At 57.0% G+C, this 24,459-nt stretch carries 21 protein-coding genes; 14 read left to right on the top strand and 7 right to left on the bottom strand.

The features are described 5' to 3' along the window. The first annotated feature begins 100 nt into the window (after positions 1-100). From CLV83_RS17370 to yaaA, 3 genes are all read left to right on the top strand, one after another. Entirely contained in the window at positions 101-370 is a 270-nt protein-coding gene (locus CLV83_RS17370; protein WP_132295450.1) for a hypothetical protein, read from the top strand. A 111-nt stretch (positions 371-481) separates the two neighbouring features. Then, on the top strand, positions 482-724 hold the full coding sequence (locus CLV83_RS17365) for a DUF2789 domain-containing protein (RefSeq protein WP_341540386.1): 243 nt from the start codon (positions 482-484) through the stop codon (positions 722-724). 123 nt (positions 725-847) lie between these two features. Continuing rightward, positions 848-1,630, top strand: coding sequence for a peroxide stress protein YaaA (gene yaaA, locus CLV83_RS17360; protein ID WP_132295447.1), 783 nt, complete (start codon positions 848-850; stop codon positions 1,628-1,630). 410 nt (positions 1,631-2,040) lie between these two features. Here the strand turns inward: yaaA and CLV83_RS17355 are convergent, their stop codons facing one another. The 3 genes from CLV83_RS17355 to CLV83_RS17345 are packed head-to-tail and all read right to left on the bottom strand — an operon-like array spanning position 2,041 to position 4,455. Continuing rightward, entirely contained in the window at positions 2,041-3,273 is a 1,233-nt protein-coding gene (locus CLV83_RS17355; protein ID WP_132295444.1) for an NAD(P)/FAD-dependent oxidoreductase, read from the bottom strand. Between the two features lie 53 nt (positions 3,274-3,326). Then, positions 3,327-3,671, bottom strand: coding sequence for a RidA family protein (locus CLV83_RS17350; RefSeq protein ID WP_132295441.1), 345 nt, complete (start codon positions 3,669-3,671; stop codon positions 3,327-3,329). Between the two features lie 40 nt (positions 3,672-3,711). Next, complete coding sequence (locus CLV83_RS17345; protein ID WP_132295438.1) at positions 3,712-4,455, bottom strand: TetR/AcrR family transcriptional regulator; 744 nt, start codon at positions 4,453-4,455, stop codon at positions 3,712-3,714. A gap of 196 nt (positions 4,456-4,651) precedes the next feature. Between CLV83_RS17345 and bhcC the strand changes: the two genes are divergently transcribed. Continuing rightward, positions 4,652-5,815 carry a 3-hydroxy-D-aspartate aldolase BhcC gene (gene bhcC / locus CLV83_RS17340; protein ID WP_132295435.1) on the top strand — a complete coding sequence of 388 codons (1,164 nt, stop codon included), beginning with the start codon at positions 4,652-4,654 and terminating at the stop codon, positions 5,813-5,815. A gap of 24 nt (positions 5,816-5,839) precedes the next feature. Here bhcC and CLV83_RS17335 read toward each other — a convergent pair whose 3' ends face one another. Beyond that, positions 5,840-6,742, bottom strand: coding sequence for a LysR family transcriptional regulator (locus CLV83_RS17335; protein WP_132295432.1), 903 nt, complete (start codon positions 6,740-6,742; stop codon positions 5,840-5,842). A 189-nt stretch (positions 6,743-6,931) separates the two neighbouring features. Between CLV83_RS17335 and CLV83_RS17330 the strand changes: the two genes are divergently transcribed. The 10 genes from CLV83_RS17330 (at position 6,932) to CLV83_RS17285 (ending at position 20,632) form a co-directional block, all read left to right on the top strand. Beyond that, entirely contained in the window at positions 6,932-8,536 is a 1,605-nt protein-coding gene (locus CLV83_RS17330; protein ID WP_207894932.1) for an ABC transporter substrate-binding protein, read from the top strand. A gap of 98 nt (positions 8,537-8,634) precedes the next feature. Continuing rightward, positions 8,635-9,576 (top strand): ABC transporter permease, encoded by a 942-nt coding sequence (locus tag CLV83_RS17325; protein WP_132295429.1) that lies wholly within the window; start codon positions 8,635-8,637, stop codon positions 9,574-9,576. Then, the gene (locus tag CLV83_RS17320) at positions 9,576-10,466 is read left to right on the top strand and encodes an ABC transporter permease (RefSeq protein ID WP_207894931.1); all 891 of its coding nucleotides are present in this window, start codon (positions 9,576-9,578) and stop codon (positions 10,464-10,466) included. Before CLV83_RS17325 ends, CLV83_RS17320 begins: the two co-directional genes overlap by 1 nt. Then, positions 10,466-12,112, top strand: coding sequence for an ABC transporter ATP-binding protein (locus CLV83_RS17315; protein ID WP_132295426.1), 1,647 nt, complete (start codon positions 10,466-10,468; stop codon positions 12,110-12,112). Before CLV83_RS17320 ends, CLV83_RS17315 begins: the two co-directional genes overlap by 1 nt. A 73-nt stretch (positions 12,113-12,185) precedes the next feature. Continuing rightward, positions 12,186-13,676, top strand: coding sequence for an amidase (locus CLV83_RS17310; protein WP_132295423.1), 1,491 nt, complete (start codon positions 12,186-12,188; stop codon positions 13,674-13,676). 90 nt (positions 13,677-13,766) lie between these two features. Further along, positions 13,767-14,552, top strand: a complete 786-nt coding sequence (locus tag CLV83_RS17305; RefSeq protein ID WP_132295420.1) for a sulfite exporter TauE/SafE family protein — start codon at positions 13,767-13,769, stop codon at positions 14,550-14,552. Between the two features lie 54 nt (positions 14,553-14,606). Next, positions 14,607-15,977 carry a D-serine ammonia-lyase gene (locus CLV83_RS17300; RefSeq protein ID WP_132295417.1) on the top strand — a complete coding sequence of 457 codons (1,371 nt, stop codon included), beginning with the start codon at positions 14,607-14,609 and terminating at the stop codon, positions 15,975-15,977. A 337-nt stretch (positions 15,978-16,314) separates the two neighbouring features. Further along, the gene (locus CLV83_RS17295) at positions 16,315-17,280 is read left to right on the top strand and encodes an asparaginase (protein ID WP_165900340.1); all 966 of its coding nucleotides are present in this window, start codon (positions 16,315-16,317) and stop codon (positions 17,278-17,280) included. Positions 17,281-17,541: 261 nt separating this feature from the next. Next, positions 17,542-18,774, top strand: coding sequence for a hypothetical protein (locus tag CLV83_RS17290; protein WP_132295411.1), 1,233 nt, complete (start codon positions 17,542-17,544; stop codon positions 18,772-18,774). Between the two features lie 196 nt (positions 18,775-18,970). Beyond that, positions 18,971-20,632 carry a PAS domain-containing sensor histidine kinase gene (locus CLV83_RS17285; RefSeq protein ID WP_132295408.1) on the top strand — a complete coding sequence of 554 codons (1,662 nt, stop codon included), beginning with the start codon at positions 18,971-18,973 and terminating at the stop codon, positions 20,630-20,632. Between the two features lie 84 nt (positions 20,633-20,716). Here CLV83_RS17285 and CLV83_RS17280 read toward each other — a convergent pair whose 3' ends face one another. The 3 genes from CLV83_RS17280 to CLV83_RS17270 all read right to left on the bottom strand — a co-directional run bounded on the left by CLV83_RS17280 (position 20,717) and on the right by CLV83_RS17270 (position 24,422). Continuing rightward, positions 20,717-22,279, bottom strand: a complete 1,563-nt coding sequence (locus CLV83_RS17280; RefSeq protein ID WP_132295405.1) for an HD domain-containing phosphohydrolase — start codon at positions 22,277-22,279, stop codon at positions 20,717-20,719. Positions 22,280-22,558: 279 nt separating this feature from the next. After that, positions 22,559-23,119 carry a GDYXXLXY domain-containing protein gene (locus CLV83_RS17275; RefSeq protein ID WP_132295402.1) on the bottom strand — a complete coding sequence of 187 codons (561 nt, stop codon included), beginning with the start codon at positions 23,117-23,119 and terminating at the stop codon, positions 22,559-22,561. Continuing rightward, the gene (locus CLV83_RS17270) at positions 23,112-24,422 is read right to left on the bottom strand and encodes a DUF2157 domain-containing protein (RefSeq protein WP_132295399.1); all 1,311 of its coding nucleotides are present in this window, start codon (positions 24,420-24,422) and stop codon (positions 23,112-23,114) included. Before CLV83_RS17270 ends, CLV83_RS17275 begins: the two co-directional genes overlap by 8 nt. Positions 24,423-24,459: the final 37 nt, after the last annotated feature.

The raw sequence follows: 24,459 nt of genomic DNA, 5'->3' as shown, positions 1-24,459 counted from the left end.
TTGGAGGCTGTCTTGAGATGCAACAAGATGGTACAAAAATCGAAGCAAGGCATACACCTGTTCACCGCTTTTCCAAGGCTAACCTGCAACGAGAATAATAATGACCGAACTGCTCCCCTCATTGATCACCCTGGCCGGCTTTCTGATCCCTGCAGCGATACTGGTGAAACGCCGTAAAGCGCGCTCTGCCGGCGAGATCACGCACAGCCTGCTAATTGCCCTGTTCTGCATGTTTGGCGGGCTCGTGTTTGCCGGTGCTCTGATATCACTCCTCGGTGAGTCACCGGCTGTGCTCAATTCAATCTTTGTGGTTATCGGCGCACTAATCTGTGTGATCGGGCAACAGTGGTTCCAGCGTAAGCGTGCCTGAGGGGTCGCCTCGCCTTTTTGACATGGCGTGCTGTGGATCCATACTTAAAGCGCTTATATCAGGCCGGACGAGAAGCCGGCAATCGACAGATCGAAAACAGGAGGTTTAGAGATGATGGATACCAGTAGCCATACGTTGAATACCCTGTTCGAACAGCTGGGCCTGCCCAGCGACACTGCGGCCATCGACCGTTTTATCGAGACCCACAGGCTGTTCAGTGAAGAGGTTCCGCTGCATGAAGCGACCTTCTGGACCGACTCCCAGGCCGCATTTTTACAGGACGCCATTCAGGCCGACTCCGACTGGGCCGAAGTGGTAGACGAGCTCAATATTCGCCTGCGCAATGCGCATTGACAGGCATTAAACAAGACTTCAACAGACCGCCGCTCCTTCACGAGGTAGCGGCCGCCTTTTTCCCACCGGTCAGGTTGGGTATCATCGGGTTAACTCACCTCAAGGATTGCAGGCCCGACTCCAATGCTGACTCTGATCTCCCCCGCAAAAACTCTGGATTATGAAACCCCGCTGGCCACCGACAGGCACACCGAGCCGCGGTTTCTGGAGCACTCTGCCGAGCTGATCGAACAGCTACGTACCCTCGCCGTGCAGGATATCGCCGACCTGATGAAACTGAGCGACAAGCTCTCCAGCCTGAACGTGGCGCGCTACGAAAGCTGGGAGCGCAAGCACACGCTGGATAACGCCCGCCCCGCCGTGCTGGCGTTCAAGGGTGACGTTTACACCGGTCTGGAAGCGGAAAACTTCAGCGCCGAAGAGTTCGAGTTCGCCCAGAACCATCTGCGCATTCTGTCCGGCCTCTATGGCGTGCTGCGCCCGCTGGACCTGCTGGAACCTTACCGTCTGGAGATGGGCACCAAGCTGAAAAACAAGCGTGGCGATAACCTCTACCAGTTCTGGGGCAACATCATCACCGAATCACTGCAGGCTGAACTGAACGAGCAGAAAAACCCGGTACTGGTAAACCTGGCTTCCAACGAGTACTACAAGTCGGTTAAGCCGAAGAATCTGGATTGCGAGATTATCACTCCGGACTTCAAGGATCTGAAAAACGGTCAGTACAAGATCATCAGCTTCTACGCCAAGAAGGCGCGTGGCCTGATGAGTCGTTACATCATTGAAAACCGGATTGACGATCCGGAGGCGCTGAAGAACTTTGATCTGGAGGGTTATTACTTCAGTCCGGAGCAGTCTGAGGGGAATAAGTGGATTTTCTTGCGGGATGAGCCGCCGGCGAAGTAAGGATAGTTTTTACCCTGCATCGTTTATTTGAATGAAGCCCAGTCGCAACTAATGCTGGTTTCATCTTTACCTCAGCATTTTTCAAGCGCAGGTTTCGCCTGCTGGCGAGTTAAGGATCTTGGGCGCCCAAGATCCTTAACAATCCTAAACCGCCCCGACAGCTTGATCGGCTACGCCGATTACCCTGTGCTTCTCGCCTGAAAGAGCGTGATCTCCAAACTCGCCGCTACGCGGCTCAGACAGTCGATCCCGTTTCTCTCTTTCAGCCTGCGATGCTCGGCTGCGCTGAAGGGGATGATTGGTGCGCTTAGACGACTAGGAGCCAAAGTGAAATTAAGCGCTCTGATCAAAAGAGCAAACCTGGCACACCCGCCCCACTGAAGATGGTTGACCAAAGTAACCCGATCCAATCATAGCCTCGCTGCAGGCGCCAGTCCGCGGGTTATTTCTGAGTCTGCTCCAGCCATTATTTCGGCCAGCAGTTGGCCGGTGGTGGGTCCCAGGGTGAAGCCCTGATGGCCGTGGCCGAAGTTGAACCACATGCCTTGGTGGTTCGGCGCCGCGCCAACCAGTGGCAGCATATCGGGCATACAGGGGCGGGTGCCAAACCATTGGGGTTCGTCGATCCGTTCGCCCAGGTCCATCAGGCTGCGCAAAGCTTCGGCGCCACGCTCCAGCTGGGTCGGTTGCGCTTTTGAATCCAGCGCGACCAATGCCGCGCCTGAGGTGACTCGCATACCCTTTTCCATCGACGCCACAACCACACCGTTATCGGCATCCAGGAACGGGCGTTTCAGTACCACCGGCGCATCGAAATGGCCGTGATAGCCACGTTTGTAGATCATCGGAATACGGTAACCGAAGCGGCGCAGCAGTTGCGGTGACCAGGGGCCCAGGGCGATAACTACCTGCTCAGTCTCTATCGACCCGCCCTCGCCTTCCACACGCCAGCCTTTCGCAGACTGTTGCAGCGTTTGCGCATCGCCCTGCCGATAGCTTCCACCACGTTGTAGAAAGAGTTCGCGGTAGGCATCGGTCAGTGCGCCGGGATCACGGCAGCTCCAGCTTTCGTTCCAGTGGATCACCCCGGCGGGGGCCTGCTTTAACGCGGGTTCCTCTGCACGATAGGTTGCGCCATCAAGTATGCGGGAGCTAACGCCGTACTGTTCGTTGAAACGCTCCGCTTCCTTCGCCGCGCGTTCAAAGCCGCTTTGCTGGCGATAAACCTCCGACAGGCCATCGGTCAATATCAACGACTGCGCCCCGGCCGCAGCGACCAGGGGCGCATGATCCTCGGCAGCCCTGCTGGTGAGCTGGGAATAGATTCGGCTGATGCGGGCGTGCTCTGCGGGAGCGGAGTGACGGAAGTAACGCCAGAGCGCGGGCATCATCCGCATTAGCGCACTCGGCTGCCAGAGCACGTCGTTACTCAGGCCACAGCCGTAACGGAACAGGGTCGTCAGGGTCCTGGGCAACGCATAGGGCTCCGCTGCCTCGGTCTGAATCACACCGGCATTGCCGTAGCTGGTTTCACGACAGCTGCTGTGCCGGTCCACCAGCACTACCTGGTGCCCCTGCGCCTGCAGCGCCAGCGCGCTGGAAACACCAACCATACCGGCACCCAGAACCAGTATCTCTGACATCCGTTTCAGCCTCCCGCCGTCTTTATTTCCCAGACAATTCAGTCCTGGGCTCTTTAGTCCTGGGCAATGACAGTGATTTCAACCAGCGCATCGATCATCAGGCCAGTCTGCACCGTGGTGCGAACCGGCAGCGGATCGCGGAAAAATTCGGCGTATACGCGGTTAAATTCGGCGAAATCCTCTTTCTGGGTCAGGTAGCAGGTACAGGAGGCGACGTTCGCCAGGCTCAGCCCTTCCAGCTCGAGAGTGGCGCTGATACGGTTCAGACAGTTACGGGTCTGAGCCGCAATCCCTTCAGGGATGGAGCCGTCCGGGTTGAAGCCGATCTCGCCAGAGAGGTAAACGTTATTGCCGATACGGCGAACCTTGGAAAAGGGCAAAGCAGATACAGAGGACATTCACAGCTCCCAGATAAAAAGTTAGTTGGTGGAAAGACTCTTATCGACGAGAAACGCCCTGCTGCTGCGCCCGCAGCGTCAGGCCATCGATAATGATATCGAGCAGCAGCTCGAAGCTGCTGTCGTAGGAAACATCGGCACCGTTTTGCCAGCGCAACACGAAAATACGGTTACTGATCAGCGGCAACACGGCGTGGGTATGGGGAAAGCTTTCGGCATCGATGCTTTCGACCCGTTCAGCGAAAGTCTGCTGCCAACCGCTGGAGTCATCCGCCGGTGGCGGCGCCAGCTCCATGGTGACAAAACCGGACAAACCGCCGATCAGCACATTGAACGCATCGCGCAGACTCTCGCCTGCAAAACCCGCTTCCGCCAGTGCGGCCAGCACCGTCTCCACCCAGACCAGGTTGGCAACACCGTTGGACTTCATCTGTGCCCCCAGCAACGGCGCCACCTTCGGGTGTTGATGTACCAGATGACGATAGCGTCGGAACACCGACCGCAGGCGCTCCTGCCAGCTCTGCTCCGGCTCAAACTCATCGGCCAGTGCGGCGGTGATCACAGCAGAAACTTCGGCGAACAGATCTTCCTGCCGACCGCCCACATGCCAGTAGATTACGGCGGGCGATACGCCCAGGGTTCTGGCCAGTTCACGCATGGAGAAAGCCGCGAGGCCGCGCTGGTCGATCTGTTCTATGGCGGCATTGACGATCTGCGCTTTGTCCAGGCCCACTGTTGCCGCCCTGCCCCGCAGCCCTGTTTTCTTATCGCGTTTGCTGGTCAAGAATCTGTTTTCCCGCTGCAGACGATTGCCTTTTGGTCGTTTTGACGATACTACTTAATAGAACACCGTTCAATTAATCAATTAATCATCGTTCTATTGGCGCCAGCGGTTAAAAATCAGCGCCAGCGGTTACAAAACCGGCCGCCGCTCAGACAGAATTCGATAAGCATCAACAAAAGACATTGGAGTACACAGCATGGTCACGGGCCTTGATCCGCAGACACTGGAAGTAGGTTTTGATCTGCCGGCTCAGGTCGGAATGGACGAGAGCGAGATTCAGACGCCCTGTCTGATCCTCGATCTGGACGCCCTGGAGCGCAACATCATCAAAATGGGTGAATACGTGAAAGCCCACGGCATGCGCCACCGGGTCCACGGCAAGATGCATAAATCGGTGGATGTAGCCAAGCTGCAGGAAAGGCTCGGCGGCGCCGATGGCGTCTGCTGCCAGAAGGTCTCCGAGGCCGAGGTGTTCGCCCGCGGCGGTATCAAGGATGTGCTGATCTCCAACCAGGTACGCGATCCGTTCAAGCTGAAACGTCTGGCTGACATACCGAAGCTTGGCGCACGCACCAGCGTCTGCATCGACGATATCGCTAACGTGGCCGAGCTATCGGCAGCGGCACAAGCCGCAGGCACAGAGCTGGAGTGCCTGGTGGAGATCGACTGCGGTGCCGGCCGCTGCGGCGTGGATACGCCGGAACAGGCGGTGGCGATAGCCCAGGCGATCGACACAGCCGATAACCTGAAATTCGGTGGCATCCAGGCCTACCAGGGCGACATGCAGCACCTGCGTACCTATGCCGAGCGCAAGGAGAAACTGGATATCGCCGTGGCCAAGGCGAAGCGGGTGGTGGACGCGCTGACCGACGCAGGTCTCAAGCCTGCGCTGGTCACCGGCGGCGGCACCGGCTCCTACTACCTGGAGAGTAACTCCGGCGTTTACAACGAGCTTCAGTGCGGTTCCTACGCCTTTATGGACGCGGATTACGGCCGCAACCTGGACCAGGAAGGCCGTCGCATCGATCAGGGCGAGTGGGAAAACGCGCTGTTTATTCTCACCAGCATCATGAGCCACGCCAAGGCCGCCAAAGCGGTCTGCGACGCCGGTCTCAAGGTGCAGTCGGTGGACTCAGGCCTGCCGGTGATCTTCGGGCGCGAAGATGTGAAATACGTCAAATGTTCCGACGAGCACGGCGAGATCGAGGATCCGCACAACGTCCTGAAGATCAACGAGCGCCTGCGTCTGATCCCTGGTCACTGTGACCCCACCTGCAACATCCACGACTGGTACGTGGGCGTCCGCAACGGCAAGGTGGAAGCGCTCTGGCCTGTAAGCGCCCGTGGCAAGGCGTACTGACACGCCTCAACCTGCTAACTCATTTCACTCCAAAGCCATACAAAGGGGTTCCAGAAACGCGGCGACCCCTTTCGGCAGGGTTCGCCCGGCCATGGTCTGTACCTCGATGGTACGGGCGCTCATCTCCCGGTCCTTGATCGGCAGCGCCTTGAGCCCGGCGCCGTCATTCAAATGACGGATCGACACCTCACCAAACAGTGTGACGCCACCCTGAAAGGCAGCAAACTGAATCAGCGAGTTGACAAAGTTACACACCAGCACCGGCTCGATCAGCAGCCCCTGGCGGCTGCAGCTGACATCGAATAGCTGACGCACGGTGGTATCGCGCGTCGGCAGGGCCAGTGGGTAGCTGCTGAGCTGGGCCAGGGTCACCTGTTTTTTCGACGCCAGCGGATGATCCTTGGACATGATCGCGTAGATCGGCGCCATGATCCGCTTCTCCACCTTGATATCCTTTTCAGGCGGCGGCGAGATCGCCAGCCCTATATCGGCATTACCCTCACGCACCCGGCGCGTCACCTCCGCCGATGAACAGATCTGCAGATCGAAGTGAATCCCCCAATACTTCTTGCGAAACTCCCCGATCACATGGGGCAGCAGATAGCTCGCCAGGCCTTCAATGCTGGCGATGTGAACCATCCCCTTCTGAATCCCCTCAAGGCCGGTGATCTCATCGATAATCCTTGCCGCCTCCAGGCGCGCCTTGCGCGCGTGACCGGCCAGCAGTTCACCTGAAGGACTCAGGCGCATACCGGTGGGCAGACGCTCAAACAACTGGGTACCGAGCTCCGACTCCAGCCGCGCTATCTGCCGGCTCACCGCCGAGGGAGCCACATGCAACTCATTGGAAGCCTTATTGATTGAGCCCTGGCGAGCCACCTCAAGAAAGTATCGCAACGCATTATCAACTAGCGCCCGGTCATTCATATCTCTATCCTTTCACACCCCGAAGGGTATTGCCGAAAAGGCAATACCTCATTCGAAAAATACATCTAACTGCATGCCAAAAGCCAGCGTTAGTATCGAATGCAACAGGGTCAAAGCACGACAACAGAACAGTGCGGACCTATATAAAGTTATGCCCCTGAGATTAGACCCGCTAAGGAGTACCACACGATGTTGAAACCGAAGTTCAACCGCCGTTCGACAGGACTCGGTATGCTGGCAGCCGCTGGCATGGCCAGCGCTCTTTCCTTCGCTGCTAACGTTCAGGCTGACACCACCGTACGTGCCGTCATGCACGCTGCGCTGCGTGGTCTTGATCCGGTTGCCAGCAGTGCAACCATCACCAAGAACCACGGCTACATGATCTACGACACCCTGCTGGGTCTGGACGAAGACTACGCTCCGCAGCCGCAGATGGCGGACTGGGAAGTCTCCGAAGATGGCATGACCTACACCTTTTCCCTGCGCGACGGCCTGACCTGGCACGATGGCACGCCGGTCACCGCCGCTGACTGTATCGCTTCCCTGAAGCGCTGGGGCACCTTCGATGCCGGCGGCAAGCTGCTGATGGCCAACACCGAGAGCCTCACCGCTGTTGATGACACAACTTTCGAATTGAAGCTGGCCAAGCCGTTCGGCGAAGTGATCAGCCTGATCTCCAAGCCCTCTTCCGTTCCGGCTTTCATGATGCCGGAAGCCGTAGCCAGCGTACCTAACGGTGAGCCGCTGCCGAACCAGATCGGCTCTGGCCCGTTCAAGTTTGTCGCCGACGAGTTCCAGCCGGGCGTCAAAGTGGTTTACGAAAAGTACGATGAATACGTACCCCGTACTGAAGCACCAGAGGCCACCTCCGGTAGCAAAGAGGTATATGTGGACCGCGTCGAGTGGATCAACATGCCGGACGTACAGACCACCATCAACGCTATCAACAGCGGCGATATCGACTACATCGAGCGTACTCCTTACGATCTGATGCCGCTGCTGGAAGCCAACCCTGAAGTTCACACTGCCGTAAACGACCCGCTGGGTTGGATGTCCGTGGCACGTATGAACTTCCTGCACGCGCCGCTGAACGATGCCCGCATCCGCCGTGCCGCACTGCTGGCCGTCAGCCAGGAAGATGTGATGGCGGCGATGATCGGCGATCCGCGCTTCTATGAACTTTGCGCTTCCGTATTCGGCTGCAACCACCCGCGCTCCAGCGAAGTTGACGGTGAGTCTCTGACCTCTGGCGGCGACCTGGAAGAAGCCAAGAAACTGCTCGAAGAAGCCGGCTACGACGGCACTCCGGTAGTGATTCTGCAGCCCACCGACGTGGCCACCCTCGCTCCGCAGCCGATCGTTGTTGCCCAGGCACTGCGCAAGGCTGGCTTCGAGGTTGAACTGCGCCCGATGGACTGGCAGACCGTTGTCAGCCAGCGCGCCAGCAAGGACCTGCCGAGCGAAGGCGGTTGGAACATGTTCATCACCAACTACAGCGTCGATGCGCTCTGGTCTCCGGTGGTTAACCCGCTGCTGATCTCCAGCGGTGAAACCGGCAGCTACTTCGGCTGGCCGGATATCCCGGAAATGGAAAAACTGCGCGCAGAATATGCGGCAACAACCGATGCGGACACCCGAGCACAGCAGGTCATCGACGTGCAGAAGCTTGCCATGCAGGAGGTCAACACCATCCCGCTGGGTCAGTTCAAACTGGTTAACTCATGGCGCGATGATGTCTCCGACATCGTTCAGGGCCCGCTGACTGCCTTCTGGGGCATGAAGAAAGAGGACTAAGCTTAAGGCTTGGAACCTCGCTTCAACACTGTGTAACAAGCCCCGCCCGCCCGGGCGGGGTGCTCGATCCCGATTCACCTCTATCCGGGGGATAAACCATGCTTGGTTACTTTATCCGTCGACTGCTGGCCGCCATACCCGTCATGCTCGTCGTCGCACTATCCGTGTTTTTACTACTGCGCCTTTCACCGGGCGATCCCGCTACCATCATCGCCGGTGAAATGGCCGATGCCGAGCAGGTCAATAATATCCGTACCGCCCTCGGCCTTAACGAACCGCTCCATACCCAGTTCTTTATCTGGATCGGTAACCTGCTTCAGGGTGACTTTGGCACCTCACTGATCTCTCAGACTTCGGTGATGTCGATGATCTCCCAGCGCCTTGAGCCGACCATCAGTCTCGCTCTGGCCGCCATTACATTGACCGTTATTGTCGCTGTGCCCCTGGGCGTTATCGCTGCCTGGAAACAGGGCAAGTGGATCGACAACCTGGTGATGTCGACCTCCGTGGTTGGCTTCTCGGTACCGGTCTTCGTCATCGGCTACATCCTGATCCAGGTGTTCGCCATCGAATTGAAATGGCTGCCGGTACAGGGTTACCGCAGCATCGATGAAGGCATTGGCGAGTTCATCTCCCGCCTGATTCTACCGGCGATGACGCTCTCTTCTGTCTATATCGCCCTAATCGCCCGTATGACCCGCGCCAGCATGCTGGAAGTACTCGGCGAAGACTACATCCGTACCGCCCGCGCCAAGGGCCTGGGCCAGCGCATCGTACTGTTCCGCCATGCCCTGCGTAACGCGGCCGTGCCAATCCTCACCGTGGTTGGTGCCGGTTTCGCGCTGATGGTCTCCGGCGTGGTAGTCACCGAAACCGTGTTCAACATCCCGGGCCTTGGCCGCCTGATCGTGGATGCGGTGCTGTCACGCGACTATCCGGTGATCCAGGCGCTAATTCTGCTCACGGCCGGCCTCTACGTGGTCATCAACCTGTTGATCGACCTGTCCTACGCCATCACTGACCCGAGGATCCGTTACTAATGCACGCACAGACTGTCTCCACCGAGATGCCTGCGAGCCGCGGCATCCACAAGCTGATGAGCAAGGTGTTCCGGGTACGCCCGAAAACCGCCACCATCATTGCGGCCACCATCCTGCTGCTGATCGTGCTGATGGCGATCTTCGCACCAATGATCGCCACCCATGATCCGGTCGAACTCTCACCGGCCAACCGCCTGCAGGGAATGAGCGCCGAACATCTGCTCGGCACCGACGCCTACGGCCGCGACCTGTTCTCCCGTGTGGTTTACGGCGCGCAGGTCTCCCTCACCGTGGGCCTGGGCGTGGCTTTCCTCTGCGTCCTGATCGGTTTGCCGCTGGGGCTGCTCACCGGTTACTTCCGCACTCTCGACGCGATCCTGATGCGGTTTATGGATGGCCTGATGGCGATCCCCGGCATCCTCGCCGCCATTGCCATCGTATCGCTGACCTCGGCCAACCTCTGGACGCTGATGGTTGCGATTATGGTGCCGGAGATCCCGCAGATCGTGCGACTGGTGCGCTCCCAGGTGCTGGCCACCCGTGAGGAGGCGTTCGTGGAAGCTGCGGTGCTGATGGGTACACCGACCCGCACCATCCTCTGGCGCCACCTGATGCCGAACACCTTTGCGCCGCTGATCGTGCAGTGCACCTATATCTGCGCCGCCGCCATCCTCACCGAAGCGACCCTGTCGTTCCTGGGTGTGGGCCTGAGTTCTGAAACACCGACCTGGGGCAACATCATGTCCGAGGGCCGTATCTACTTCCAGCTCAACCCCTCGATGATTCTCTGGGCGGGTCTGCTGCTGTCACTCTGCATCCTGTCGGTCAACCTGCTTGGTGACGCCGCTCGCGATGCCCTGGATCCGAAAATGAAGCGGAGGGAAGGCTGATGAGCACTGAAAATCCCGTACTGAAAGTCGATTCCCTGGTGGTTGAAACCGACTCCAAAGATCCGAAACAGATCCTCAAAGGCATCTCCTTTGAGATCCAGCCCGGCGAGACGCTCTGCCTGGTGGGTGAGAGTGGCTCCGGCAAATCGGTCTCCTCACTGACCACCATGGGCCTGCTACCGCAGGGCGCCCTGCGCGCCGCCGGCGGTCGCATCCTGCTGGACGGTGAAGACCTGCTGCAGGCTTCTCCGAAGCGGATCAGCGAACTGCGCGGCAGCCGCATGGCGATGATCTTCCAGGAGCCGATGACGGCACTGAACCCGGTGCTGACCGTGGGCCGACAGCTCGACGAAGTGCTGGCCTGCCATACCTCAGAGCCGGCCAACAAACGCCGCGAAAGGGTGCTGGATGCGCTGGAACAGGTACACCTGCCGGATATCGAGCGGATGTACGACAGCTACCCGCACCAGCTCTCCGGTGGCCAGCGCCAGCGCATCATGATCGCCATGGCGCTGCTGCTGAAACCCAAGCTGCTGATTGCCGATGAACCAACCACGGCGCTGGATGTGACCACCCAGCACCAGATCCTCAAGCTGATCCGTGAGCTGCAGGAGAAACACGGCACCGCTGTGCTGTTTATCACCCACGATATGGGTGTGGTGGCGGATATCGCTCACCGCGTCTGTGTCATGCACTTCGGTGTGATCGTGGAACAGGGCGAGGTCAAACAGATCCTCTCCAACCCGCAGAAGCAGTACACCCGTGATCTGCTCTCGGCGGTGCCGAGCCTGACGCCGCGTGAAGCGCGTGCGCTGCGTGGCCCGCGCCTGGTGCTGGATGTGGCCGAGCTGGTGAAAGAGTACGCGCCGCCGCGCAGCCTGTTGAGCTGGTTCAAGAAGCCCAAGGCCGGCACCAAGGCGGTCAACAACATCAGCTTCAAGCTGTACGAAGGCCGAACCCTTGGCATCGTTGGCGAGTCCGGCTCCGGCAAGTCCACCCTGGCGCGCTGTGTCATGCGTCTGATCGATCCCACAGACGGCGTGATCCGTGTCGACGGCCAGCAGATCTCCGGCCTCACCGCCGTGGGCCTGAAGCCGCACCGTCACCGCATCCAGATGATCTTCCAGGATCCGTACCGCTCGCTTAACCCGCGCCGCACCGTGGGCGACAGCCTGATCGAAGGCCCGATGAACTATGGCGCCCAGCGCGAAGCCGCCCTGGGTCGTGCCGCCGAGCTTCTGCAGTTGGTCGGTCTGCCGGCAGATGCCATCGATCGCTTCCCGCATCAGTTCTCCGGTGGTCAGCGCCAGCGCATCGCCATCGCCCGTGCCCTGGCCATGGAGCCGGATGTAATCGTGGCGGACGAGGCGGTATCCGCCCTCGACGTATCGGTGCAGGCACAGGTGCTGGCCCTGCTGGATGACATTCAGGAGCGCCTCGGTATCGCGGTGCTGTTTATCACCCACGACCTGCGCGTGGCCGCACAGATCTGTGACGACGTACTGGTGATGCAGCGCGGCAAGGTGGTCGAGTACGGCCCCGCCAGCGATGTGCTGGGCAACCCGTCAGCAGAGTACACGCGCCAGCTGATCGAAGTGGCGCCGGGACGCTCCTGGGACTTTGCCAACTTTTCACCGGCCAGCTGATCACCCGCGAGTAGAACGCCTGGCAATTCAGCGCCAGGCATTTGAGACGAATTGACGATTTAGAGAGAAATTTATGAACCCTTGTGATCTGAGTGCCACAGAAGCCCGCCGTTTAATGGCTTCGAAGAAGCTGTCTGCGGTAGAACTGACCGAAAGCTGCATCGCCCGCGCCGAAGAGGTGAACCACGCCGTTAACGCTCTGGTGGTTGATGATTTCGCCAAGATGCGCAAAGCCGCCGCCGAAGCCCAGAACGCCATCGACCGTGGCGACAAGCTCGGTACCCTGCACGGTCTGCCGGTTTCCGTAAAAGACATGGTCGATGTGGAAGGCCTGCCCACCACCTTCGGCAGCGAAATTTATGCCGACAACATCGCCAAGGGCGATGACCCGATGATCCAGCAGCTGCGTCAGGAAGGCGCGCTGATGATGGGCAAGGCCAACAACCCCGAGTGGAGCGCCGGCGGTAACACCCGCAACGCGGTCTACGGCGTAACCGCCAACCCGTACGACCTTACCCGTTCCTGCGCTGGTTCCTCCGGCGGCTCTGCCGTGGCCCTGGCCTGCGGCATGAGCCCGCTGGCCACCGGTTCCGACACCGGCGGCAGCCTGCGTAATCCGGCCTCTTTCTGTGGCGTGGTTGGTTTTCGCGCCACCCCGGGCGTTGTGCCCGGTCACAGCCGTCCGCTGGGCTGGCTGCCGATGTCGATGAACGGCCCGATGGCACGCACCGTGGACGATGCCGCGCTGATGCTCTCCGCCATGATCCGCCCGGATCGTCGCGACCCCTGGACTCCGGTGATCGAAGGCCAGGCGGCACATAACCCGGAAGCTTTCCGTCACCTGCCGCGCTACGACCTGTGTAACGCCCGTGTCGCCTTCACCCACAACTTCGGCTTCGCCATGACCGAGAAGCTGGTGGCGGATAGCTTCCACGCCAAGCTGAAGCGCTTCGGCCATGTGTTCGGTCAGCTCAACGACACCCACCCGGATTGCCTGAACGCCGACGACACCTTCGCCGTGATCCGTGCGCTGTGCTTCTCCGGTCATCACCGCGATCTGGCCAAACAGTACCCGGACAAGGTGGGCCCGAACGTTCACGACAACGTGATCGAGGGCGAAAGCTACTCTGCGCTGGACGTGGTACGTGCACTGACCAACCAGACCAAGCTCTACCGTCAGTGGCAGGCGTTCTTTGAACACCACGACTTTATCGTCGCGCCGACCACTACCATCAGCCCCCGTGACTGGCACGAGCTGTTCCCGACCGAGATCGACGGCGAGCCGACCCAGAGCTACTACCACTGGCTCTCCATGGCCTACGCCTCCACCCTGGCCGGCCACCCGTCAGTGACCCTGCCCACCGGTCGCGATGCCGACGGCATGCCGTTCGGTCTGCAGATCATCGGTCGCCGCGGCAGCGATCTGGAAACCCTGGCGTTCGCCCGCGAACTGGAAACCCTGTTCAAAGGTGACGTGGAGCTGGAGCGCCCACAGGTGGATCTCTCCTACCTGAAAAACGCCAGCCCGATCAGCGAAGTGGAAGGATTCCTCGGCTTCGCCTGATCAACTGTAAGCCTGTAAACTAAGTGCCCCTCGCTTACCCGGCATCCCTGTGATGCCGGTCTCTTTTTACGCAGTACGGAACAGATAAACATGGAGTGGATAACCTTCCTGATCCTCGGCTCGGTAGCCGGTGTGCTGTCGGGCCTTTTCGGCATCGGCGGCGGCCTGGTGATCGTGCCGATCCTGGTCTACATGTTCACCGCCCAGGGCATCTCGCCGGAGATCCTGACCCATTTGGCGGTGGGCACCTCGCTAGCCACCATCGTTTTTACCTCGATCAACTCGGTGATGGCGCACCACAAACACGGCGCCGTGCGCTGGCCAGCGGTGGCTATGCTGAGCGTGGGGATCGTTGGTGGCAGCGTACTGGGAGGCTATACCGCTTCTTTCCTCAGTGGTGAGGTACTGCAACGCGTTATCGGCGTGTTTGCGATCGTCATCGCCGTGCAGATGTTCTTCCAGCTCAAACCCGCCAGTCATGAAGAAAGACCGGTGGGCCGCGTTTTCCTTGGCGGCTCAGGCGTGTTTATCGGCTGGGCTTCGGCGATCTTCGGTATCGGTGGTGGCTCACTGACCGTACCGCTGCTGAGCTGGCGTGGCTTTCCGATGAAAATCGCTGTGGCCACCTCCGCCGCCTGCGGTCTGCCCATTGCGCTGTCGGGCTCCGCCTCCTTTATCTGGTTTGGCATGCAGGCCGAAGGTCTGCCGCAATGGAGCCTGGGTTATGTTTACCTGCCGGCCCTGATAGGTATCGGCGCCACCAGCATGCTTTTTGCCCGCTTCGGTGCGAAGCTGGCCCACCGTCTGGATCAGGTACTGCTTAAGCGCCTGTTCTCGGCTTTACTTTTGATTGTCGGCATCAACTTTCTGGTCTAACCGGCTACTTCGATCCAACTGCCCTACAACAGCCAGCCCGAGGTTTAACTGAGTATGGAAAACCTGAATTACATTGACTGGATCGCCAAGGCCAGCACTGACAAGGATCCGGTTCTCGACGATCTGCAGCAGTGCCGCGAGCGCCTCTGGATCAATCCCAAGGTCAGCTCTTTTGAATCGGTCAAAGCGCAACTGCCGCTGAACTATGCCGATATTGAAGACGCCAGCGCCCGGCTTGAACGCTTCGCCGCTTACTTCAAGGCGGTGTTCCCGGAGACCGCCGAGCGTAACGGCATCATCGAATCCCCGCTGACCCGCGTCGATAAAGGCGCCAAAGCGGTAGCCGATCTGCTGGGTACCGAAACCCCGGCCAACCTGCTGGTGAAATGCGACAGCCACCTGCCGATCTCCGGTTCCATCAAGGCACGCGGCGGTATCTATGAAGTGCTGCAGTACGCCGAAAAGCTGGCCGAAGAGAACGGCCTGCTGCATGAAGGCATCGACTACGCCTGCTTCGACAGCGAACCGTTTAAAGCGCTGTTCGCCAAGCACGGCATCGTGGTCGGCTCCACCGGTAACCTGGGCCTGAGCATCGGCATCATGAGCGCCAAGCTCGGCTTCAATGTGACCGTACACATGTCCGCCGACGCCCGCGAGTGGAAAAAAGCGATGCTGCGCTCCAAGGGCGTGAACGTGGTCGAGCATAAATCCGACTACAGCGTTGCCGTGGCCCAGGGGCGTGAAGAAGCTCTGGCGACACCGGGTTGTCACTTCGTTGATGACGAAGACTCCACCACCCTCTTCCTCGGCTACAGCGTCGCGGCACTGCGGCTTAAAAAGCAGCTGGCGGAGCAGAACATCAGCGTCGATGCTCAGCATCCGCTGATCGTCTACCTGCCCTGCGGTGTAGGCGGCGGCCCCGGCGGCGTGGCCTTTGGCCTTAAGCATGTGTTCGGCGATGCGGTGCACTGCTTTTTTGCAGAGCCGACCCACTCTCCCTGCATGCTGCTGGGGATGCACTCCGGCCTGCACAACGGCATCAGCGTGCAGGATATCGGCCTGGATAACCTGACCTGCGCCGATGGCCTGGCGGTGGGTCGCCCCTCCGCTTTCGTGGGCGACGTGATGGACCCACTGCTGGACGGGATCTACACCGCCAGCGACGACACCATGCATGCTCTCGTTAAGCTGATGACCGATGCGGAACAGCTTTCCATCGAGCCTTCGGCCGCGGCAGGTCTGCCGGGCTTTGCCTGGTTGCAGAAGGCTGGGAGCGACACGCTTTCGCAGATCGGTCTGTCCGGTAGCCTGGACAACGCGACCCATCTGGCCTGGGCGACCGGCGGGAATATGGTGCCTGCTGAAGAGCGCGCTAAGTATTACGCGCTGGGTGAAAAGGCTTTGAAAGAAGCCTTTGGGCGGTAAAGCCGAAGCCTGCTATCCAAAACGCATGTCACGCTAGGAGGCACAAACAGGGCTCGATCACACCGAGTCCAACTGAGCCAGACAGTAGTTCCCCTTCTGCGCAGCCGAGCATCGCAGACTGAAAGAGGAAAAAGGGATTGACTGTCTGAGCCGCGGAGCGGCGAGTTTGGAGATCCCTCTCTTTCAGGTGAGAAGCACAGGGAAATCGGCGCAGCCGATCAAGCGGCAGGGGTGGCTTGGGATTATTAAGGGCTTTGCCATCAAAGCCCTTAATTCGCCAGCAGGCGAAACCTGCGCCTAAACGCGGCAGCGAAAAGATTTCCACATGAGAAAACTCATGAAAAAAATAGCGGTAATAACCACCGGCGGCACTATCGCCTGTACCACCGATCCGGAAACCGGGCGTTCAATTGCCGGCAAGCTTACCGGCGAAAAGCTGCTTGGCGCCTATAAGGATCTGTCATCGGATCAGGTCGAGCTGGAGGTGTTCAGCGCCTTTCAGATCCCCAGCAACGCCATGGATTTCGACAAGCTGTTACTGCTGAAATCAGTGGTGGAGTCCTTCCTGATCCGCACCGATATCAGCGGGGTCGTGATCACCCACGGCACCGATACGCTGGAGGAGACCAGCTATTTTCTTTCACTGGCCATTACGAGCCACAAGCCGGTGGTGAATACCGGTTCCCAGCGGATTCCCGGTGAAATCGGCAGCGACTCTTTTGCCAATATCCGCGATGCGATCACCCTGGCGGCCGCTGATCAGCCAGATTGCTCCGGCACCCTGCTGGTGTTTAATGAAAAGATCTTCTCGCCCCGTTCCGTGCGCAAAGTCCACACCTCCAACGTGGACGGCTTCGCTGGCGGCCAGATCGGCACCATCGACCGGGGCGAGGTATTTATCCAGTGCACTGCGACCGCCGCCAAAGCCTGTTTCGATACCCTGCCCGCCCTGGCGGTAGTGCAGTTGATCAAGGCAGCCTCGGGTATGTCGGATCTGTTTATCCGCGCCGCCAGCACCAGCAATGCGCAAGGTCTGGTGATCGAAGGCTTCGGCCGCGGCCATGTGCCGCCCGGCTGGCTTCCAGCGATCAAAGCGGCGGTCGATAGCGGTATGAAGGTGGTAATTACGTCAGCCTGCGATCAGGGGCGCGTCTATCCCGCCTACGAATATCCGGGCAGCTTCGCCGATCTAACCGCTAATGGCGTTATCAGCGGGCAGGATCTGGATGCGAAGAAGGCACGGATTCTGTTGGCGTGTTTGATCGGTTCCGGGCAAGCGGTGGATAGTCAGAGTTTTCTCTAATCACAAATCTGCGTGGGGCACGCTTGCTGTAATACCGCCGATTACCTTTACCACAGGCAGCAACTGTTTTCAGAAAAGAGCTGTGCCCTCGCCGCGACAAGCCTCAACCCAGTTGTTATCGATACAACTCTCGCCTTTCTTAATGGGTGAAAACCGCTTACCTGGGCGATTTACCTTATAAATCAGATCCTTATAAGGCCAATAAAAGTTAAGATGCGGCGTGCATTTAAACGTCGATTTAGCCACGAGTAGAACAGGGATATGTCTAAGCAGGGGAATCGGGCCAACAACAAAATGGCGATAATAAAACAGCTCAGCAAAGCCTTACTGCAGCTGATGGTCGTTGGTAGCGCAGCAACGTTTAGCTATTACCTCTATCTAAAATGGCCGACCGGTCTAGATAAAGAGGTCGCAAAACCAGCGGCTGACACCTTAAAAGATTTACTCGTCTTTGTTGAACAACATCAAGGCGTCAATCCCAATCTATTAGCCTCAAGCACCTATCGCCCTGATGAGCCTCTCTATGCTGCGCTCGTGGCCATCCAGCAAAAGAACTGGACACACGCCAGTGAGTTATTAAAACCACTGGTGGATCAAGGTAACGCCGATGCCATGTTTTGGTTGGCGGAAATAAGCTATCGCAGCAACGCATTTGCCGGTAGCGAAGGCGCCGAACTGTTCAAAGCCGCGGCCAAGCTCGGCAACCCATACGCTGCAATAAGGCTTACGCCTAAGTACAATCGCTATTCATGCGAAATGAGAATGCGCCGAGACTGTGATGACGCATGGGGCGATGTGGCCATTGAGCTATTAAAGCAACGAACAGCCGCAGGATACCTCAAAGCCGAGTATGCACTACTGGCATACGCGCGTTACGACCGCCCTGATGCCGAATACTTTCAGCGTTATCTTGAAATAGTGAAAAAGAGCGCCGAACAGAATTACTTTCGACCACTCAATCGCCTGGTGGAGATGTACTTCGACAGGGAACACCTGAGCCCGTTCGACGAGAGCAAAAATCCCCTCACAGAGAGTGATAAACAAGCGCTGCTGCAGCTTTTAACCTATGCAGCCAACAACAATAACCTTGATTCAGCAGCGCTGATTTACTGGAACTTTTCAGATCTGCCAAACGCCACTGAAACGGCCAACAACACCATTATTAGAAACCTATCCACCATCACCAAAGAACGTCACAGCAATATCGCGCTGGACTATTGGGTAAACCAGGGCAAGCAGCACCGGGATGCCCTTCTGCTGGGGTTCGCCTATGCCAAAGCCTGGGATGACGCCACCTTAGGCGAGGCTGACGCCCGCCAATTCACACCCAGAAACCAAAGGTCACTATCAATATCGCAATACAATGCAGATTTAGCGGCTTTAAGCGATGAAGAACAAGGGCGGGCGATCGCAGAATATGGGGCAGGGATAGAATTACAACCGGTGATCTATCTGGATGGTATCAGCGGCGCTTGGGACGATAGTATTTTTTAATGCTAAGAAGATCCGATGACGGGTAATCATGTTCAGCAAGTCATGATTTCGATCTAAATATGCATAGCTTCTGCGGAAGCGTCCAGTGCTGGGCTACATATCCGCCACCGGGATCGCCGATCGCTCGTCCCGCCCCCGCGAGCTAGGTTCATGAACCAAAGAGTGGCTTTACCCGGGTTATTTGCTAGCTTGATTGATGGAACTTTTGTCACTGGCCGGATACGGGTTTAGCGCGGAAATGAAACAAGTCAAAGAACAGGTAAAGGGGTTTGAGACCGTCTTTAGGCACTCCAAAGACGGTTTGGCGATCTTCAAAGATGGCATCTTTGTTGACTGCAACCAGTCCATGCTTGATCTGGTAGATCTGGAGAAGAAAGAGCAGTTCATTGGCCAGGGCCCCGTTCACTTCTCGCCTGAATACCAGTTTGACGGCAGACGCTCTGCAGAAAAAGCGCTGGAGCTTATCAACCGCTGCTATGACGAGGGCAGCCTTCGCTTTGAGTGGATCCATACAAAATCCACGGGTGTTCCCTTTTGGTGTGAAGTGATCCTTACCAAGATGGTTTTAGATGGCGAAGAGGTTCTTCACACCAACTGGCGAGATATCAGTGAGAAAAAACAGCTTGAATTAAAGCTTGCTGAACAGAAGGAGAGCTTCGAAACCCTTTTTAACGAATCAATGGACGGTCTAGCTATCTTTGATGGCCAGCAATACATAGACTGCAATAAAGCCTTCTTGACAATGTTTTGCTTCCAAAGAAAAGAAGATGTTATCGGCATTCACCCCAAAAATATTTCCCCTACATTTCAACCTGACGGCCGTTCGTCTAAAGATGCTGCTCTTGAGCTTATAAAAAGCTGTATGAATAAAGGCAGCGTACGTTTCGAGTGGTTGCACCAAAAATCTAACGGTACCGTTTTTTGGACAGAAGTTATAATCATTAAAGTTACACTCAATGGCACCGACTGCATCTACGCCATTATTCGCGATATCTCCGAGAAAAAGGAGCTCGAGTTTCAGATCTACGAGCGCAACGCTGAGTTAGACCAATCCAATAGAGACCTCCAGCATACGATTCAAGACCTGAAACAGACACAGGTAAAGCTGGTTGAATCGGAAAAAATGGCCAGCCTGGGCTCACTGGTCGCGGGGGTCTCCCATGAGATTAATACACCTGTGGGTGTGGGGCTTATGGGAATCACTCAGTTTATCGACGAAACCAAGGCTATACGCAAGTCGTATCAGCAAGGTGAGCTCGATGAAGAGATGTTCGAAGCTTATCTGAACAGTGCTACCGAGCTCTCGCAAATCATCAACAAAAATTTGGAAAGAACCGCACACTTGGTCAAAAGTTTCAAACAGATTGCGGTGGACCAAACGAGCGAAGAAGAAAGAAATATCAATCTAAAAGATTATCTAGATGAAATAATTTTCAGTCTGAGCTCTGTAGCGAGAAAATCTAAAGTAAGCATAAAAGTCGATTGCGATGACAATTATAATGTTGTCACCAATCCAGGGCTACTTTCTCAATTATTGACCAACCTTATAATCAACTCTATTACTCATGGTTTTAGTGACAGCACAGCTGGGAACATTGAAATAGCCTTACGCGAGCTGACAGATAAAAAGTTCTCTTTATCTTATAAAGATGATGGTAAAGGGATAAAGAAAGAAGATTTACCGAAGATATTCGAGCCTTTTTTCACGACTAACCGCGCTAATGGTGGTACAGGGCTCGGTCTAAACGTCACCTACAATATTGTCACCAACGCCCTGGGCGGCACCATTCGGTGCCGGAGCGAAGAAAAAAAGGGAGTTGAGTTTACCATCGTGTTTAACGTGAAAGAGAGGCTTTAGTGAAGCGCAGAGATTAGAAGCCGTGTTAGGAGCGAAGGTACTTCCAAACCGATCACACTTAGGCAAGAACCCCGTAAAGGATCATTACTCTTCATCCGGGTAAATAGCTCTTAGCGCCATGATGCTGTCAAAGTGCTCTATCGCCAAATCACACAGCTGTGGATCAAAATGACGGCCCCGCTCCTCTTTTAACAAGTTCAGAATCCGCTCCGCCGGCCAGGGTTCTTTGTAGGAACGCCGCGCGGCCAGCGCATCAATTACATCGGCCAGCGCCATGATCCGGCCTTCAACCGGTATATCTTCGCCTTTCAGGCCAGACGGGTAGCCCGAGCCGTCCCATTTTTCATGGTGATACAGCGCGATACTTGCTCCAACCTGAGGTAAAGCCCGTCTGGATTGGCACAACATGTCATAACCCACTTGAGCATGGGTTTTCATTGTTTCCCACTCTTGAGCATCCAGCTTGCCCGGCTTATGCAAAATGCTCTCTGGAATCGCTATCTTTCCGATATCATGCATCGGGGTAGCATGCTTGATGAGTTGCACAAGGTGCTCATCCAGCCCGAAGCGCTGCGCCAGAAACTCACAGATCAGCGACACGCGGCGCACATGGGAGCCTGTTTCTTTACTGCGTTTTTCGATCGCCTCACCCAAAACACACATCAACTCCTGCTGTGTGCGCTCAATCTCCTCACGGGTAATCAGGTTTACGAAGATAATAGAAACCTTGCTGAGGAAGACATTTAACAGCCGTTGGCTCAAGCGTGACTGGTGTACTGACAGCGCCACCGCGGCCACACTTTCGCTGTTATCGGAAAGCTGAGTGAATTTACAGAACAACCCTTCCGATATTACATTTTGCTTACTGGCCAACGCCTGATTGACCCGGTCACGAATCCCCCCGGGAAAAATATCACAATCAAGGCTGGCGTCTATCTGGTACCGAGTGCCGTCATAGGAGAGGACAATCTGCTCCCGGTTACCCAAGGCATTGACTAACTGGTAGTGCAGATAAAAAGAGGTAGACACTTGCCCAAGCAGGTCTTTCGCTTCTTTTAAGACCTGGATACAAAACGCTTCGCTGCTGCTGGACTGAAGCACTCGCGTCGTCGCGTCGACGACATCTTCCAGCCCCTTGTGGCCGCGTTCGACTTCGATAATATCTCGGTATGAACGAATCGCAGAGTAGATGGTGGTTTTTAGCCGCGTAGAGTTCAGTTCCGCCTTGTTCTTGTAATCGTTGATGTCATAGTCTCTGATCACATCCTCTTCGGGTGCCTCACCTGGCTGCCCCGTACGCAAAACCAGCCGTGTGGCTGTATTCTTGTTGCTTTCTCTTATCCACTTAATCAGATCAAGCCCTGCGTGATCGTCTTCCATCACCACGTCAACCAGCGCCAATGCGATATCGCTGTGCTGCTCAAACAGCGCCTTCGCCTCTGCCGCTGAGTGCGCCTTTAAAAACATCAGCGGACGACTATCAACCAGCACACGCTTGAGCACCATCTCTGAGATAGAGATCACATCATCTTCATCATCGATCAGAGCCACCTTCCATGGTGAAAGCGCATCACTCAACTTCTCGGTTACAGCTTGAGAAGTTGAAGCCTGATGCACTGTTTTCTTTGAAAATAAAGGGTTGGGCATGGAGTGAACCTGACGGTAGATGACTACACATTACACCTCAGTAAAAGATAGATTGAGTCAGTATCAGAGTCCACTTTCTCTTCATGGAACTAATAACTGAGTATCATCCTGTATCCCTGCTCTATAGTACGCAGCGGCGATCGATTCGGATGAAAATAAGGCCAGGAGTGGGCACACTTTGAATCGAATTCTGCTCAGCACCAAGAAAAAAGGCGCCCCGTTAGCAGAGCGCCTCTGAATACTGCATTTCAGTTAGCCATTTACACCTTAAGGCACGACTTAAAGACAGCCGCCCTCACAGATCAGATCAGCAATCGCCGCCTTGCCGCTATCCAGCAGATAGATCTGAGCCCAGGCCTCTTTTTCCCGTACGGCATTCTGCGCTGCTATCGCTTTTCCCTTGGGCATAAAGAACGCCTCAATGCCGTAGTCGATACGGTAGAACTGATCGCTGGCCCAGCGGATACGACCTCGGATCACAGGGCCCTGCTCGGGCGGCTCATGCAGGAGTCGCTCAGCGACATGGTATTTACCTTCCTGCTTCAACGTCACGAAAACCGTCTGGTGTTTGCGGAACGGATCCACAGCCAACGCCGCATCGACACGACTGATGCCGTAGTTGAGGCGAACATAGTTGCCACGGAACAGGCTGCGCGGGTCGATCGGTTCGGTTTTCAGCAGCACCGGTTCACCATATTTCAGTGGCCAGGTGGAGCTCAGATATTCGGTACCGAGTACGCCCAGCTGCAAAACCAACGTCAGCAGCAGGCCAATGCCAAGCAGTTTTTTATTCACCGGCACGGAGATCTCTGGGGTATGAAAGGCTGTTGAATTAGACATGGTCCTGGCCCTCGGTTGTGCGGTTTCTCCAGAAGCGGGCAGCGCCAAACAGCACCGCAGCCGCCACCATGAACAGCAGCGCGCCGCCTATATAGTCGCCGATCAGGTCAAAGTAGCGCAGCATGGCGGTCAGCAGCAGCACCGCTACGCCGGTGTAGAAGAAGTGAGTGACGGCATCATCCACACCGCGGCGGATCAGCCAGATCCCGGTGATCACCAGCACCAGGTTGGTAGCGACGGCGAGGAACATAGGGTCTGCCCAGTTCTGCTGTACCAGCAGCGCTGCCAGCGTGAAGAAGGCACCATTGAGCAGAATCGGCCCGCTGGCGTTGGCACCGGATGGGCGGGCCAGCGTAAAGCCAATCATGGTGCCCAGCGCCAGCAGCAGCGGATTGAAGACGCCGATCAGGTAGTCGTTGCGCATCAGGTCGCGCCAGAACTCGGTAAAGCTCAATATCAGCAACGTGAGAATAGCGCCGCGCAGCAGGTAGAGATGCAGTAGTTGGCCATAGTCCCGTTTTAGCGGTTCTTCGTGGCGCATCAGCCACCAGGCAGCACCTATCATCGCAAGGCCCAGTGCCACCGTTAGCGGTACCTGATCGGCAAAAGGATCGTAGATGTAAAAGCGACCAGCCCCCCAGGCGAGCAGCAGGTTGACCCAGGCCACCAGCCCCACCAGCGAGCCGAGAAAGATCAGCGCCGAGCGGCGATGAGTCCACACCAGCCAGAGGCAGGGCAGCGCAAATATTGGGTAGCTATAGGGCATAAAGCCGGTACTGGCTTCGGTATACATCCACAGGCTGGCGAGCACCAGCACCTGCAGCGCGATCAGCCGCGAGCGGGTCAGAAATACCAACGGCAGAATCCCCAGCGCCCACCAGAAGATGCCGTCGGGGAAGTGTTCGCCCAGATGATAGATCTGCGCGATCAGCATGATCGATGCGCCGTAACTGATACCGCCGAAGAAGAGCCAGAGCACACCGGCGCGCTGCTTGCCCTGTAGCATCTCCAAGCCGCCGATCAGGTTGATCACCAGCGTGGCGCCGATCAACCCCAGCATCCGCACCGCGCGCGGAATCTCGTCCCAGTTGTGGGACAGCACCAGGATCATCGCCAGGCCTGCGAACATCACGGCCAGGGCACTGAGCACGTAGTAGGCGAAGCTGCCGCCCTTGCCCTCATTCAGGCTTGCGCCGTAACGCGCGAGGATCGCTTCGCCCTGGGCGCGCTCGATCAGGCCATCGCCGATCCAGTCGCTGACCTCTCGGGCGAGGTCTTTCTTGAACAATCGCAGCACTCTCATGTTCGTCACCTTTCATTGAGCGGTATGTTGAAAACCC

The sequence above is a fragment of the Marinobacterium mangrovicola genome, assembly GCF_004339595.1.
GTDB classification, from domain to species: Bacteria; Pseudomonadota; Gammaproteobacteria; order Pseudomonadales; family Balneatricaceae; genus Marinobacterium_D; species Marinobacterium_D mangrovicola.
This window is presented reverse-complemented; position numbering and strand designations above follow the sequence as displayed.